The sequence below is a fragment of the Micromonospora sp. NPDC049257 genome (assembly GCF_040678915.1).
Lineage (GTDB): Bacteria > Actinomycetota > Actinomycetes > Mycobacteriales > Micromonosporaceae > Micromonospora > Micromonospora antibiotica.
The window spans coordinates 36,820-50,597 of the sequence record NZ_JBFAQU010000037.1 but is presented as its reverse complement, the minus strand read 5'-3'; the positions used below and the strand labels follow the sequence as shown (position 1 = coordinate 50,597).

At 72.5% G+C, this 13,778-nt stretch carries 14 protein-coding genes, 1 tRNA gene and 1 pseudogene; 1 reads left to right on the top strand and 15 read right to left on the bottom strand.

Features of this window, described 5'->3' with window-relative positions; all coding sequences use genetic code 11:
- From AB0K25_RS30040 to AB0K25_RS30005, 8 genes and pseudogenes are all read right to left on the bottom strand, one after another.
- A pseudogene (locus tag AB0K25_RS30040) lies at nucleotides 1–143 on the bottom strand (sulfate adenylyltransferase small subunit); the annotation flags it as partial.
- A 78-nt stretch (nucleotides 144–221) separates the two neighbouring features.
- Complete coding sequence (locus AB0K25_RS30035) at nucleotides 222–1,025, bottom strand: 3'(2'),5'-bisphosphate nucleotidase CysQ (RefSeq protein WP_208570425.1); 804 nt, start codon at nucleotides 1,023–1,025, stop codon at nucleotides 222–224.
- A gap of 116 nt (nucleotides 1,026–1,141) precedes the next feature.
- Nucleotides 1,142–1,732: an aminoacyl-tRNA hydrolase gene (pth, locus tag AB0K25_RS30030; RefSeq protein WP_208570412.1), complete on the bottom strand. Its 591-nt coding sequence runs from the start codon at nucleotides 1,730–1,732 to the stop codon at nucleotides 1,142–1,144.
- A 99-nt stretch (nucleotides 1,733–1,831) separates the two neighbouring features.
- On the bottom strand, nucleotides 1,832–2,524 hold the full coding sequence (locus AB0K25_RS30025; protein WP_208570411.1) for a 50S ribosomal protein L25/general stress protein Ctc: 693 nt from the start codon (nucleotides 2,522–2,524) through the stop codon (nucleotides 1,832–1,834).
- A 460-nt stretch (nucleotides 2,525–2,984) separates the two neighbouring features.
- Entirely contained in the window at nucleotides 2,985–3,965 is a 981-nt protein-coding gene (locus AB0K25_RS30020; protein WP_208570410.1) for a ribose-phosphate diphosphokinase, read from the bottom strand.
- A gap of 86 nt (nucleotides 3,966–4,051) precedes the next feature.
- On the bottom strand, nucleotides 4,052–5,551 hold the full coding sequence (gene glmU / locus AB0K25_RS30015; protein ID WP_219466876.1) for a bifunctional UDP-N-acetylglucosamine diphosphorylase/glucosamine-1-phosphate N-acetyltransferase GlmU: 1,500 nt from the start codon (nucleotides 5,549–5,551) through the stop codon (nucleotides 4,052–4,054).
- A 74-nt stretch (nucleotides 5,552–5,625) separates the two neighbouring features.
- A tRNA-Gln gene (locus AB0K25_RS30010) sits at nucleotides 5,626–5,696 on the bottom strand.
- A 46-nt stretch (nucleotides 5,697–5,742) separates the two neighbouring features.
- Nucleotides 5,743–6,594, bottom strand: a complete 852-nt coding sequence (locus AB0K25_RS30005; protein ID WP_363823827.1) for a resolvase — start codon at nucleotides 6,592–6,594, stop codon at nucleotides 5,743–5,745.
- Nucleotides 6,595–6,862: 268 nt separating this feature from the next.
- Here AB0K25_RS30005 and AB0K25_RS30000 point away from each other — a divergent pair, with 268 nt between their 5' ends.
- Nucleotides 6,863–7,552 carry a TetR/AcrR family transcriptional regulator gene (locus AB0K25_RS30000; protein ID WP_208570407.1) on the top strand — a complete coding sequence of 230 codons (690 nt, stop codon included), beginning with the start codon at nucleotides 6,863–6,865 and terminating at the stop codon, nucleotides 7,550–7,552.
- A gap of 8 nt (nucleotides 7,553–7,560) precedes the next feature.
- Here the strand turns inward: AB0K25_RS30000 and AB0K25_RS29995 are convergent, their stop codons facing one another.
- The 7 genes from AB0K25_RS29995 to AB0K25_RS29965 form a co-directional block, all read right to left on the bottom strand.
- Nucleotides 7,561–8,022: a DUF4383 domain-containing protein gene (locus AB0K25_RS29995; RefSeq protein WP_219466869.1), complete on the bottom strand. Its 462-nt coding sequence runs from the start codon at nucleotides 8,020–8,022 to the stop codon at nucleotides 7,561–7,563.
- Nucleotides 8,023–8,123: 101 nt separating this feature from the next.
- On the bottom strand, nucleotides 8,124–8,579 hold the full coding sequence (locus AB0K25_RS29990) for a DUF4383 domain-containing protein (RefSeq protein WP_208570405.1): 456 nt from the start codon (nucleotides 8,577–8,579) through the stop codon (nucleotides 8,124–8,126).
- Nucleotides 8,580–8,669: 90 nt separating this feature from the next.
- Nucleotides 8,670–10,472, bottom strand: a complete 1,803-nt coding sequence (locus AB0K25_RS29985; protein WP_357536167.1) for an ABC-F family ATP-binding cassette domain-containing protein — start codon at nucleotides 10,470–10,472, stop codon at nucleotides 8,670–8,672.
- A gap of 237 nt (nucleotides 10,473–10,709) precedes the next feature.
- Nucleotides 10,710–11,663: a 4-(cytidine 5'-diphospho)-2-C-methyl-D-erythritol kinase gene (locus AB0K25_RS29980; RefSeq protein WP_208570403.1), complete on the bottom strand. Its 954-nt coding sequence runs from the start codon at nucleotides 11,661–11,663 to the stop codon at nucleotides 10,710–10,712.
- Nucleotides 11,660–11,800, bottom strand: coding sequence for a hypothetical protein (locus tag AB0K25_RS29975; RefSeq protein WP_208570402.1), 141 nt, complete (start codon nucleotides 11,798–11,800; stop codon nucleotides 11,660–11,662). The genes AB0K25_RS29980 and AB0K25_RS29975 overlap by 4 nt, the downstream gene beginning before the upstream one ends.
- Before the next feature lie 9 nt (nucleotides 11,801–11,809).
- The gene (rsmA, locus tag AB0K25_RS29970) at nucleotides 11,810–12,679 is read right to left on the bottom strand and encodes a 16S rRNA (adenine(1518)-N(6)/adenine(1519)-N(6))-dimethyltransferase RsmA (RefSeq protein ID WP_357536165.1); all 870 of its coding nucleotides are present in this window, start codon (nucleotides 12,677–12,679) and stop codon (nucleotides 11,810–11,812) included.
- Between the two features lie 32 nt (nucleotides 12,680–12,711).
- Entirely contained in the window at nucleotides 12,712–13,608 is an 897-nt protein-coding gene (locus tag AB0K25_RS29965) for a TatD family hydrolase (protein ID WP_219466865.1), read from the bottom strand.
- Nucleotides 13,609–13,778: the final 170 nt, after the last annotated feature.

The window sequence follows — 13,778 nt, the reverse complement described above, 5'->3', positions numbered from 1 at the left end:
AGCATCACGATCGAGTCCTTGCCACCGGAGAAGAGCAGCACCGGCCGCTCCATCTCGGCGACCACCTCACGCATCACGAAGATGCTCTCCGCCTCGAGCGCGTCGAGGTGGGAGACCTGGTAGAAGCGGCCGGGGGCGGTCATGCCACAGGCTCGATCGGCGCGGATCCGTTCATGGATTCCAGACCTTTCCGGTCGGACAAATCAAAAACAGCGCTCAGGCTACCCGGAATGCCTCTGCAGCGCTGCAAGCAACCGGCTGGCGAGATCCTTGCGGCAGACCAGCAGGTCCGGCAGGCGCGGATCCGCCTCGTTGTATCTCAGCGCAGAACCGTCGATTCGGGAAGCGTGCAGACCGGTGGCCGTCGCCACAGCGATCGGGGCCGCCGAATCCCACTCGTACTGGCCGCCCGCGTGGATGTAGGCGTCCACGTCACCGGTCACCACCGCCGCGATCTTCGCCCCCGCCGAACCCATCGGCACCAGTTGGGCGCCCACATCCTCGGCCAGGTCGGTGAGGAAGGCCGGCGGTCGGCTCCGACTCGCCGCCAACCGCAGCGTACGGTCGCCCGAGGTCGCCGCCTCCACCGTCATCGGCGGGTACGCCGGCGGATAGTCCGTGCCCAGCACCCGGTGCTGCGCCGGCAGACCCACCGCGCCCGCCACCAGCCCGTGCGGCGTCGGAGCGTTGCGCGCCCAGAGCGCCACGTGCACCGCCCAGTCGGCACGCCCCTGCTCGGAGAACTCCCGGGTGCCGTCCAACGGGTCGATGATCCACACCCGGTCGGCGGTCAGCCGGGAGACGCCGTCCGTGGAGTCCACCAGCCGGGACCCCTCGTCCTCCTCGGAGAGGACGGCGTCACCGGGCCGCCACTTCGCCAACTCGCTGCGGATCAGATCGTGCGAGACCTTGTCCCCGGCCGACTTCAACGCCGCCGCGTCCGCGAACCCCATCTCGTCGCGCAGCGCCAGCAGGGCCTGCCCGGCCCGGTCCGCCAGCCAGCGGGCGAACGCGCCGTCGATCATCGGAGGACTGCCCACGAACTCGCTCCCGTCCCAACCACGGCCCGTTGGGGGCACGCCACGTCAGAACGCGCAGACTACCGCCATCCCCGCCGCGCCACGAGTACGCCCCCGCGAAATCAGGCCCCGTGGTAGGCGTTCTGGGTCGGCTCCACACCCTTGCTGACCACCGACTCCACCATGTCAGCAGCCCGATCCACCAGAAACTCCAACTCCTTGCGCTCCGCGGTGCCGAAATCCGACAGCACGAAATCCGCCGGGTCCTGCCGTCCCGGCGGCCGGCCGATGCCGAACCGCACCCGCACGTAGTCCTTCGTCCCGAGCGACTTCGACATCGAGCGCAGACCGTTGTGCCCGCCCTCGCCACCGCCCTGCTTCACCCGCAGCTGCCCGTACGGGATGTCCAACTCGTCGTGCACGGCGATCACCCGGTCGACCGGGATCTTGTGGAACTGCGCCAGCGCGGCCACCGGCCCACCGGAGAGGTTCATGTACGTCTGCGGCTTGAGCAGCACCAGCTTCGGCCCACCGAAACCGAGCCGCCCCTCGGCGACGTCCGCCACCACCCGCTTGTACCGCCCGAACCGCCCACCCAGCCGTACGGCGAGCAACTCGGCGACCATGAAGCCGACGTTGTGCCGGTTGCCGGCGTACTCCCGACCCGGATTGCCCAGGCCGACCACCAGCCACGGCCCCGTCTCGTCCGTCACGTCCCGTACCTCCCGCTCGCCGTCTGCCCGCCGCCGGTGCCCCGATACGCCGGCAGGCGCCCCCGCGACGGGAGCGCCTGCCGTGAACGATGCGACCGGTCAGGCCTCGGTCTTCGCCTCGGTGCTCTCCGCGCCCTCGGCGGCCGGAGTCTCGCCGGCCTCGGCGGTCTCCGCACCCTCGGCGGCCTCTTCGGCCTCCGTCGCCGGGGTCTCGATCTCGGGCAGGGTCGCCTCGAGCTGCTCGGCGGTCGGGGCGGCGGTCACCGAGGCGACCGTCTGGTCCGCGTCGGCGGCCAGCTCGACACCCGAGGGCAGCTCGACGTCGGCGGCGGTGACCTGGCTGCCGGCCTCCAGGCCCTCGATCGAGGCCTCCAGGTGGTCCGGCACCTTGGTGGCGTCGGCGGTCACCGAGAGGGTGTCGTGGTCGTGCACGATCAGGGTGTCCCGCGCGGCCTCACCGGTCAGCTGGACCGGGACGTCGACGGTGACCTTCTCGCCCCGACGGACCAGCAGCAGGTCCACGTGCTCGAAGCTGTCCCGGATCGGGTCACGCTGGATCGCCTTCGGCAGGGCCAGCACCTGGGTGCCGTCGCTGACCTCGATCGCGAAGAGCTGGTTGGCACCGCCCTTACGGATCGCGGCGGCGAACTCCCGCGCCGGAAGCGCGATGTGCTTGGGCTTCTCGCCGTGGCCGTACAGCACGGCGGGCACCTTGCCGGCCCGGCGGGTACGACGGGCACCACCCTTGCCGAACTCCGTACGGGGCTCGGCGCTGATCTTTACCTCGGACACGGGAAAACTCCTGATGCTCAACGCTACGGCGGCTTGTCGTCTGGCGGTGCTGGGGCGAGGGGCTCGCTTGGGGCTCATGCGTCATGAACGACTGCCCGGAGCACCGCGTCGATGACGGTGCCTCCGTGCGGCGCTCGATCAGCGACCCGCCGGGCACCCTCGCCGTGGCAACCGCACCAGTCTACCCGAGGTCTTTCCGCGCTCTCCGGCAGTCCCCGTCTCCGGGCGCGGCCCCGCCCCACCGGGCCGGACCGCACCGTCGGCCGCGCCACCCGACGTGCCCCGACCGGGCGGGCCCGCACCGTCGGCCGCGCCACTTGACGTGCCCCGACCGGGCGGGCCCACCGGGTCCGGACCGCATTGCCGGACGCGGCCCCGACCACACCGGCCCACCGGCCCGGGACGCCGTCGTACGCCGTCCCGGCCGGCGGTCAGCCGCCGCTGCTGACCAGGTGCCCCGTCAGCTCAGGCCACCGAAGAGGGTGGTCACCGACCCGTCGTCGAAGACCTCCCGGATCGCCCGGGCCAGCAGCGGCGCGATCGACAGCACGGTGAGCTTGTCCAGTTGCTTGTCCGCCGGCAACGGCAGGGTGTTGGTCACCACCACCTCGGTGATCGGGCTGTTCTTCAACCGCTCGGTCGCCGGGTCGGACAACAGGGCGTGGGTGGAGGCCACCACGATCTCCGCCGCACCGGACTCCTTGAGGATCTCGGCCGCCTTGGCGATCGTCCCCCCGGTGTCGATCATGTCGTCGACGATCAGGCAGACCCGGCCCTCCACCTCGCCGACCACCCGGTTCGCCACCACCTGGTTGGGCTTCAACGGGTCCCGGGTCTTGTGGATGAACGCCAGCGGGCAGCCGCCCAGCCGGTCCGTCCACCGCTCCGCCACCCGCACCCGACCCGAGTCCGGGGCCACGACCGTCATCGGCCGGCCGGCGAACTTGTGCTCCACGTACTCGGCGAGGATGTCCATCGCGAAGAGGTGGTCCACCGGGCCGTCGAAGAAGCCCTGGATCTGCGCGGTGTGCAGGTCGACGGTGAGGATCCGGTTCGCCCCGGCCGTCTTGAGCAGGTCGGCCACCAGCCGCGCCGAGATCGGCTCGCGACCGCGGTGCTTCTTGTCCTGCCGGGAGTACGGGTAGAACGGCAGGACCACGGTGATCCGCTTCGCCGACCCCCGCTTCAACGCGTCGACCATGATCAGGGTCTCCATGACCCAGGTGTTGACCCCGTGCGTGACGGACTGCACCACGAAGGCGTCCGAACCACGTACCGAGTCGCGGAACCGTACGAAGATCTCACCGTTGGCGAACTCGTACGCGTCGGAAGGGGTCGGCGCCACGCCGAGCACCTCACCGATCTCCTTGGCCAACTCCGGAAAGCCACGTCCGGAAAAGAGCATCAGGCTCTTACGGTTTTCGGCGACGATGCTGCCCATGGGCCCGTCTGCTCCCGTTGGTCGGTGGTGCCCGGCGGTGGTGGGCCGGGGTATTCGGTTGCAGTATGCCCCGGCCCCGCCGACCCTCACACCGTCTCGGCACCCCCGTGGATTGCCTCACCTTCACTTGCCGACGGCGACCCGCCCGACGCATCCTCACCAGCCGCGCGGGCCTGCTCCGCCGCGCGAGCGGAGACCGTGCCCGGCCGGTTGCGCAGCACCCAACCCTCGATGTTGCGCTGCGGTGCCCGGGTCACCCCCAACGCCCCCGGCGGCACGTCCTGGCTGAGCGCACTGCCCGCCGCCACGTACGCCCCCGCACCCACCTCGACCGGTGCGATCAGGTTGGTGTCGCAGCCGACGAACGCGCCGTCACCGACCACCGTGCGGTGCTTGTTCACCCCGTCGTAGTTCACGAAGATCGTCGCCGCGCCGATGTTCGCCCTCGCCCCGATCGTCGCGTCCCCCACGTACGACAGGTGCGGCACCTTCGCGCCCGGCCCGACGTCGGAGTTCTTCACCTCGACGAAGGTGCCCACCTTCGCCTTCTCGGCCAGCCGCGCCGCCGGCCGCAGGTAGGCGTACGGGCCGACGCTCGCCCCCGGGCCCACCTCGGCGCCGGTGGCGTGGCTGCGCAGCACGGTCGCCGCCGGGCCCACCACCGTGTCGATCAGCGTCACGTCCGGCCCGACCACCGCCTCGGCCCCCACCACCGTCGCGCCACGCAACTGGGTGTTCTGGTCGAGCACCGCGTCCCGCTCGACGGTGACGGTCACGTCGATCCAGGTCGTCGCCGGGTCGAGGATCGTCACCCCGGTCCGCATCCACGCCTCGTTGACCCGGTCCCGCAGCAGCCGGCGCAACCCGGCCAGCTCCACCCGGTCGTTGCAGCCCAGGGTCTCGACGTGGTCGGCGGCCACGTGCACGCCCACCGGCTCACCGGCCGAGACGAGCAGCCCGAAGACGTCGGTGAGGTACTCCTCGCCCTGGTCGTTGTCGGTGGAGAGCTTGCCCAGCGCGGCCCGCAGCCGGGCCAGGTCGAAGGCGTAGATGCCGGCGTTGATCTCCCGCAGCGCGCGTTGGGCGGGGGTCGCGTCGCGTTCCTCGACGATCTGTTCCAGCCGGCCGGCGGCGTCCCGGACGATGCGCCCCAGGCCGGTCGGGTCGGGCACCTCCGCGGCGAGCACGGTGGCCGCCGCGCCCTCACCCTCGTGCGCCGTGACCAGTGCGTCCACCGTCCCGGTCCGCAGCAGCGGCACGTCCCCGTTGATCACCACGACGGTGCCGGTGGACTCCGGCACCGCGTCCAACGCGATCCGCACGGCGTGCCCGGTGCCGAGTTGCTCGGCCTGGAGGACCCCGGTGGCGTCCGGGGCGATCTCGGCCAGGTGGGCGCGTACCTGCTCGGCGCCGTGCCCGACCACCACCACGGTGCGGTCCGCGCCCAGCGGGCCGGCGGCGGCCAGCACGTGACCGAGCAGCGTCCGGCCGAGCAGTGGATGCAACACCTTGGGCAGCGCCGACTTCATCCGCTTGCCCTCCCCGGCGGCGAGCACGACGACGGTACGGCGGTGGGGCTGGGACACGGGTGGGCTCCCGTCGGGGAAGGCGACAGTCTCGACGCCATGCTAACCAGACGACGGGGGCGGATCAGCAGAAGCTCCCGGGAGAGGACTCGAACCCCTACAATCAGGACCAAAACCTGACGTCCTGCCATTAGACGACCCGGGACGGTCTATAACGGACAAACCGAGTAGCTCGGTCGACCTCCTACACCTTACCGCCCCTCACCGTCGCCGCCATCGCCCATTCCCTTCATGATCCCCTCTATCCGCCAGTACATCTGCCGCGACCTGGGCACGTCGACGATCAGACAACCTCGATAGTCCTCACCGGTGTTGTGCCGCACCGTGGTCGGGCGATGACGCTTGAGCGACGTGGGGCGGAACGTCTCGGCCGGGACACCCACCCGCTCAGCCCACCAACGGACAGCCGCCTCGGAGTCAGCGGTTTCGTGGATGCTCACCCGGAAGCGCAGGGTCGCCCGCGGTGCGCCCATCGCCTCGACGAAACGGACGAAGATGTCGACCAGCCCTGGATCGCTGTTGATGAACCTGACCCGACACTCGTGGGGCCGCCAGGGCTTGGCCTTCTCCCCCTCCGCCCAGTAGAGCGCAGCGCCCACCATGATCAGCTCACGGTGCCGCATCGACCCGACCCAGGTCGCGGCGTCCGCCACGGTCGCCGCCCGGGCGGTGTCCCGTGCCTGCCGGTGGGCCGACCACCGGGCATCCGTCATCACCTTGGAGTGCGCCCGTCGACGCTCTGCGGCGATCTCCTCGTCCGGGTCGAGGGGCAGGTGCCTGACCCAGAGGTAGGCGGTCGACTTCGCCACCCCCAGCCGGACCGCGATGTCGTTGACCGAACAGCCCTCGCCGCGCAGTGCCACCGCCGCCGCGCGCAGCCCGTCCTTGGCCGTCGGCCGTCGGGTCCACGCCGGTGCCGCAACGCCGCGCAGCAGCGCGTACACCCGGTTGCGGCCCAGACCGGTGCGGGCCTGGATCTGCCGGACGGAGAGCCCCTCCTCGACGCGCAGCCGGCGCACCTCGGCGGCCGTGGGATCGGTCATGACCGGCAGATTAGAACAGGCGTACGACACCAGGCCCGGTCGCCATGCCACCGGGCCCCCGGCGGCGGCCCGCGGGTCCGTCGGCAGCCGTGCCCGCCCGCCTGGGTCCACGCCGGGTCGTGGCCGGGCGGGTGCGGGAGCCGATCCGGCGCTGAACCCGGCGGTGCCGGGGTGGATCACCTGGCAGGATGGCCGGGTGACCGAGACAGGCGGGCACGACCGGAGCATTCCACGACAGGGCGTCACCGAGCGCCGACGAGGTGACGACATGGCGCAGGCCCCGGACGGGGAGAACACCGGTGCCCGACGGGCGCTGTCGGCGGCGGACGCGAAACCGGCGTCCCGGGTACGGATGTCGGCCGCGCGGCGGCGCGAGCAGCTGATCGCGATCGGTCGGCAGGTCTTCGCCGAGAAGGGCTTCGACGCGACCTCGATCGAGGAGGTGGCGGCGCGGGCGCAGGTCTCCAAGCCGGTGATCTACGAGCACTTCGGCGGCAAGGAGGGCCTGTACGCGGTGGTCGTCGACCGGGAGGTGCGGGCCCTGCTGGACCGGCTCAGCACGGCGCTGACCGCCGGTCATCCCCGGGAGCTGCTGGAGCAGGCGGCGCTGGCCCTGCTGGGCTACATCGAGGAGGAGACCAGCGGGTTCCGGGTGCTGGTGCGGGAGTCGCCGTTGATGTCGGCGACCGGCAACTTCAGCAGTGTGATGAACGACGTGGGACACCAAGTGGAGCACATCCTGGCGGCCGAATTCTCCAGCCGGGGCTACGACCCGAAGCTGGCCGAGCTGTATTCGCAGGCCCTGGTGGGGATGGTGGCGTTGACCGGCCGCTGGTGGTTGGAGGTCCGCAGGCCGCGTAAGGAGACGGTGGCGGCGCACCTGGTGAACCTGGCCTGGAACGGGCTGTCCCACCTGGAGGCGAACCCGGGCCTGATCACCACCCGCCAGCCCGGCTGAGCGACGACTCAGCGGGCTGGGTGGAGCCGGTCGGCCCGTTCCTGTTCGGCGTGCTCGTCGGTGCCGATCTTGTCGTACAGGCCGGTGGCGAGGAGCAGCAGCCCGAACAGCAACGAGACGATCACCGTCGACATGGAGAAGTTGAGGACGTTGGCCCGGGTCTGGAGCACGCTCATCATCGCGATGCCGGTGACCATGAAGACCACCCCGGCGGTGAGGTTCATGACGTGCCCGAGGTTGCCGCGCCGGGACGCCCCGATGATCAGCACGAGCCCGAAGAGCACCGAGACCAGCGAGAACGCCAGGTTGGTACGCAGGCCCAGCGCCCAGTGACCACCACGGGCGAAGAGCGGCTCACCCCAGGACTGCACGACGCCCCACACCCCGAAGACCAGGATGTAGACGCCGACGAGCCCGGCGAAGACCCGGTACAGCGGGCGGGCCGGGTGGTTGACCGGAAAGTGCGCCATGACCCCTCCTGCACGCGGACGCGATATCAGGAGAATTGTCCCCCGTCCCGCCGTCCGGCGTGGGCGAAACGCCAGGCACCCGGCCCACCCCGCGAGCCGGGTCAGAGCACCAGGCGGGCCTTCTGCCAGGCTTCCTGCTCGTCGTCGGTGCCGACCTTGCCGTACATGCCGACCATCAGCAGGACGAGGCTGAGCGTCATCAGCACGATCACCGTCAGGATGCTGAAGTTGACCACGTTGGCGTCGGTCTGGAGGAAGGCCAGGCCGGCGAGGCTGATCACCATCAGGGTGTAGGACAACCACTGGTTGATCGCCACGTCGAGGTTGCGGCCGATCACCGTGCCGACCAGGATGACCACCCCGAACAGCACGGACAGCAGCGAGAACCCGAGGTTGGTGCCCTGACCGAGGACCTTGGTGTCGTCCTGGGCGAAGATGTCGTTGCCGGCGCTGGCGATGACGCCGAGCGCGCCGAAGACCACGAGGTAGAGACCGATGAGCCCGCCGATCGCCCGGTAGACCGGCCGCGCGGGGTGGTTGACGGGGGTGTGGGCCATGACTGTGTCTCCAACGCCGTTCGAGGTGAGGGTCGCCGACGATTGTCCCGTACGCCGGGGTGTGACGCCGCACACGGGGTCGTCCCCGGTCTACAGGGGCGGGATCTCCTCGGCCAGGGTCAGCCAGGTCTCCTCGGTCCGCTCCCGTTCGGCGCGTACCTCCTTGAGCTGCGCGTCGAGGTCGGCGACCCGGGCGTAGTCGGTGGCGTGCGTGGCGAGCTGGTCGAGGAGGGCGGCCTCCTTCTGGTCGAGCTTGCCGATCTGCCGTTCCAGCCGGGTCAGCTCCTTGCGGCCCTGCCGGGCGTCGGCGGCGGACATGCCGCCCCCGGCCGGGGCGTCGGGCGTGCCGGTGGGGGCGGTCGCCGTCCGGGCCGGGCCGGGTCCGGCGGCGCGGGCCAGGTACTCGTCGACGCCGCCCGGCAGGTGCACCAGCCGCCCGTCGCCGAACATCCCGTACGCGGCGTCGGTGACCCGTTCGATCAGGTAGCGGTCGTGGCTGGCCACGATGATCGTGCCGGGCCAGGAGTCGAGCAGGTCCTCCAGCGCGGCGAGGGTGTCGGTGTCCAGGTCGTTGGTGGGCTCGTCGAACAGCAGCACGTTGGGCTCCCCGGCGAGCAGCCGGAGCATCTGCAACCGGCGGCGCTCCCCACCGGAGAGGTCGCTCACCGGGGTCCAGAGCCGCCGGTCGTCGAAGCCGAACACCTCGGCGAGCTGGGCGGCGGAGATCTCCCGGTCACCGAGCTGCACCCGGCGGGCGACCTCCTCGACGGCCTCCAGGACGCGCAGGTGGCCGGGGAGTTCGGCGAGCTCCTGGGAGAGGAACGCCGGCTTGACGGTGGACCCGGTGTGGAACCGGCCGCCGTCGGCGCGGGTGATGCCGGCCAGCAGCCGCAGCAGGGTGGTCTTGCCGGCCCCGTTGCGCCCGAGGATGGCGATCCGGTCGCCGGGGCCGACCTGCCAGGTGGTGTCGTGCAGGATCTCCTTGGGGCCGGCGTGCAACCGGACGTGCTCCAGGTCGTACACCTGCTTGCCGAGCCGGGCGGTCGCCATCCGCTGCAACGACATGGTGTCGCGCGGCGGCGGCACGTCGTCGATGAGCGCGTTGGCGGCGTCGATGCGGAACTTCGGCTTGGAGGTACGGGCGGGCGGGCCGCGCCGCAGCCAGGCGATCTCCTTGCGGAGCAGGTTCTGCCGGCGGGCCTCGGTGGCGGCGGCGACCCGTTCCCGCTCGACCCGGGCCAGCGTCCAGGCGGCGAAGCCGCCCTCGTAGGCCCGGACGGTCTGGTCGGCGACCTCCCACGTGGTGGTGCAGACCGCGTCGAGGAACCACCGGTCGTGGGTGACCACGACGAGCGCGCCCCGGCGGCCGACCAGGTGTTTCGCCAGCCAGTCGACGCCGCCGACGTCGAGGTGGTTGGTGGGCTCGTCGAGGATGAGCAGGTCGGATTCGCGGACCAGCAGCGCGGCCAGGGCCACCCGACGGCGTTCACCGCCGGACATCGGGCCGACCGGCTGGTCGAGGCCGAGGTGGGGCATCCCGAGGCCGTCGAGGATGGCCCGGACCCCGGCGTCGCCGGCCCACTCGTGTTCGGCGCCCATGCCCTCGGCGAGCCAGGCGGTGCCGAGCACCACGTCCCGGACGGTGGCTTCGGGGGCGAGGGTGAGGGCCTGCGGCAGCCAGAGCACCCGCAGGTCGCGGCGGTGGGTGACCCGGCCGTCGTCGGGGCCCTCCTGCTTGGTGAGCATCCGCAGCAGGGTGGACTTGCCGGCCCCGTTGAGACCGACCACACCGATCCGGTCGGCGTCGTCGAGGCCGAGCGAGACGTCGGTGAGCAGCGGCCCGGCGGCGCCGTACCCCTTGGACACCCGGTCCAGGTTGACGATGTTGGCCACGGTCCCACCTCTCATGATCAAGGCGTCCCGGTGCCGGCGGGCACCTCGGGACGCCTGGGGCAAGGGTACGCGGGCACCCGCGCCGCCCCACCCGCCCGTGCCGGAACCGGGGTCGGACCGCCCCGGACAGCAGGTCGAGGCACGTTGATCAACTCATCGGGGCCGATGTTGCGGGTTCCCGGTCACCGGATACCGCGCCCCCGGCCCACGGGAGTCGATCCCGACCCTGGGTAAGGCTCAGCCGACGCGGGCACCGGGCACGGGGCCGTGGGCCACCCGGGTCTCCCGGCACACCCCGGCGGATTCCACCTCGGCGGCGATCCGCTGCGCGTCGGCGGCGTCCCGGGCCAGGAAGACGCAGGTCGGACCGGAGCCCGAGACGATCCCGGCGAGCGCCCCGGCGGCCTCCCCGGCCTTCAACGTGTCGGCCAGGGCCGGGCGCATCGACAGGGCGGCGTCCTGCAGGTCGTTGCCGAGGCAGCCGGCCAGCACCCGGGGGTCACGTTGGCGCAGCGCACCGAGCAGTCCGTCGGTGCTGCCCAACGGGGTGCCGGCGGTGCCGGCGTCGCGCAGCCGGTCCAACTCCCGGTAGGCGGCGGGGGTGGACAGGCCACCGTCGGCGACGGCCACCACCCAGTGCCAGGAGGTGGGGCGGGCCAGCACCGGGCTGACCGCCTCGCCCCGGCCGGTGCCCAACGCGGTGCCGCCGTGAATCAGGAACGGCACGTCCGAGCCGAGGTCGGCGGCGATCCCGGCCAGTTCGTCGCGGGACAGCCCGGTGCCCCACAGGGCGTCGCAGGCGACCAGCGCGGCGGCGGCGTCGGCGCTGCCCCCGGCCAGCCCACCGGCGAGCGGGATCTGCTTGCGCAGGTGCAGCCGGGCGTGCGGCAGCACCCCGGCGTACCCGGCGAGGGCGTGAGCGGCGCGGATGGCCAGGTTGGAGTCGTCCAGGGCCAGCTCGCCGGTGCCCTCACCCTCCATGGTCAGGGTGAGCGTGTCGCCCCGTCGGGCGGTCAGCTCGTCGTAGATCGAGATCGCGTGGTAGACGGTGTTCAGCTCGTGGTAGCCGTCCCGGCGCAGCGGGCCCACCCCGAGGTGCAGGTTGACCTTCGCGGGGACCCGGACCCGGACCGGTCCGCTGCTGCCGCGCCGATGCTGGTCGTCGTCGTCCGGTCGCCAGGCCTCGGTCACCGGGTGACGTCCCACCGGCACGGGCGGATGTCGAACGGCATCTCCACGATCAGCTCCTCGGCGGAGTCGGCGGCCGGCGGCGAACCGGCCGGCAACCAGGTCGTACGCGCAGGCGCGGCGTGTCCCTCGGCGGGCACGGCGTCAGCCTACTGTGCGACCGGCGCGGCGGTCGGAGCCGACGCGGCGATCGCCGCGAACTGCTCCACGGTGAGTGACTCCCCGCGTGCGCCGGGGTCCACCCCGGCGGCGGTGAGCGCCGCAGCGGCCCGGTCGGGGCCGCCCGCCCAACCCGCCAGCGCGGCCCGCAGCGTCTTTCTCCGCTGGGCGAACGCGGCGTCGACCACGGCGAAGACCGCCTGCCGGGGCACGTCGTCGCGGGGCGGTTCGCGGCGGGTGAAGGCGACCAGGCCGGAGTCGACGTTCGGCACCGGCCAGAACACGTTCGGTGGCACCCGGCCGGCGGCACGGGAGCGGGCGTACCAGGCGAGCTTGACCGACGGGATGCCGTACACCTTGGAGCCGGGGCCGGCGACCAGTCGGTCGGCGACCTCCTTCTGCACCATCACCAGCCCGTGCCGCAGGGTGGGCAGCCCGGCGAGCAGGTGCAGCACCACCGGCACGGCGACGTTGTAGGGCAGGTTCGCCACCAGCGCGGTCGGCGGCGGGTCGGCCAGTTCGGCGGCGGTGATCCGCAGCGCGTCGGCCCGGTGCACGGTGAGCCGGGCGGCGTCCGGGCCGGCGTGGGCGGCGGCGGTCTGCGGCAACGCGCCGGCCAGCACCGGGTCGATCTCCACCGCGTGTACGTGGGCGGCGACCGGCAGCAGGGCCAGGGTGAGCGAGCCGAGCCCGGGGCCGACCTCCAGCGCCACGTCGTCTCCGGTGAGCCCGGCGGTGGTGACGATCCGACGGACGGTGTTCGGGTCGTGCACGAAGTTCTGGCCGAGCTTCTTGGTCGGGTTGACGCCGAGGCGCGCGGCGAGTTCCCGGATCTCCGCCGGGCCGAGCAGGCCGGTCACGCCCCGAAGCGTAGTCGTGGGTTCCGGGGCGTTCACCACGGGCCGAAGACCCGGTCCCCGGTGGCGGAGATGGCCGCGCACAGCTCGTCGAGGTCGGCCCCGGTGGTCTCGGCCAGCGACCGCACCGTCAGCGGGATCAGGTACGACGCGTTGGGCCGGCCCCGGTGCGGCATCGGCGTCAGGTACGGCGCGTCGGTCTCCACCAGCAACTGGTCGATCGGGGTGAGCGCGGCGGCCTCGCGTAGCGCGGCGGCGCTGCCGAAGGTGACCGTGCCGGCGAAGCTGAGCAGGTGGCCCCGGCGGACGCACTCGCGGGCGAAGTCGGCGTCGCCGGAGAAGCAGTGCAGCACCACCGTGTCCGGGGCGCCCTCGTCGTCGAGGATGCGCAGCACGTCGGCGTGGGCCTCCCGGTCGTGGATGACCAGGGCCTTGCCGTACCGCTTGGCGATGGCGATGTGCGCCCGGAAGCTCTCCTCCTGGGCGGCCCGGCCGTCGTCGCCGGTGCGGAAGAAGTCCATCCCGGTCTCGCCGACGCCCCGGACCCGGTCCCGGGCGGCCAGCGTCTCGATCTCGCGCAGCGCGGCGTCCAGGTCGGCCAGCCGGGGTGCCTCGTTGGGGTGCAGCGCCACGGTGGCGAGCACCGCCGGGTACCGGTCGGCGACGTCGGCGCCCCAGCGCGACGAGTCGACGTCCACCCCGACCTGCACGAGGCGGTCCACGCCGACGGTGGCGGCCACCCCGATCGCGGCGGCCACCGGGTCGGTGGTGTCGCCGCCGGGCGCCCCGGCCTCGGCGACGGTGATGTCGAGGTGGGTGTGGCTGTCCAGCACGGGACGGGGCAGCGGCGGCGGGGCGGGCGGGAACTCACCGGCCCGGCGGGCGGCGCGCTGCTTGCGGGATTCGGTCGGTCCGGTCATCGCGGTCAGCATCACACACCCGGCGTCCCGGTCGGCACCGACCCGGACCGGGGCCGTGCCGCCGACGGCGTCGGCGGATCGAGGGGTGGCGGCGGGACGGCCAGGGCCGGCGCGGTGGGGTCCCGGGTCGGGAGCGTTCCCGGTACGCCACCGGATGTTCACCGGGCCGGCATCTGACCGGC

Excerpts from the sequence above, each read along its gene's own strand:
- AB0K25_RS30000 (WP_208570407.1), top strand. The coding sequence starts at position 6,863 with ATGGCGCAGGCCCCGGACGGGGAGAACACCGGTGCCCGACGGGCGCTG.
- AB0K25_RS29990 (WP_208570405.1), bottom strand. The coding sequence starts at position 8,579 with ATGGCCCACACCCCCGTCAACCACCCCGCGCGGCCGGTCTACCGGGCG.
- AB0K25_RS30035 (WP_208570425.1), bottom strand. The coding sequence starts at position 1,025 with ATGATCGACGGCGCGTTCGCCCGCTGGCTGGCGGACCGGGCCGGGCAG.
- AB0K25_RS30020 (WP_208570410.1), bottom strand. The coding sequence starts at position 3,965 with ATGGGCAGCATCGTCGCCGAAAACCGTAAGAGCCTGATGCTCTTTTCC.
- AB0K25_RS30005 (WP_363823827.1), bottom strand. The coding sequence starts at position 6,594 with ATGACCGATCCCACGGCCGCCGAGGTGCGCCGGCTGCGCGTCGAGGAG.
- AB0K25_RS29965 (WP_219466865.1), bottom strand. The coding sequence starts at position 13,608 with ATGCTGACCGCGATGACCGGACCGACCGAATCCCGCAAGCAGCGCGCC.
- AB0K25_RS29995 (WP_219466869.1), bottom strand. The coding sequence starts at position 8,022 with ATGGCGCACTTTCCGGTCAACCACCCGGCCCGCCCGCTGTACCGGGTC.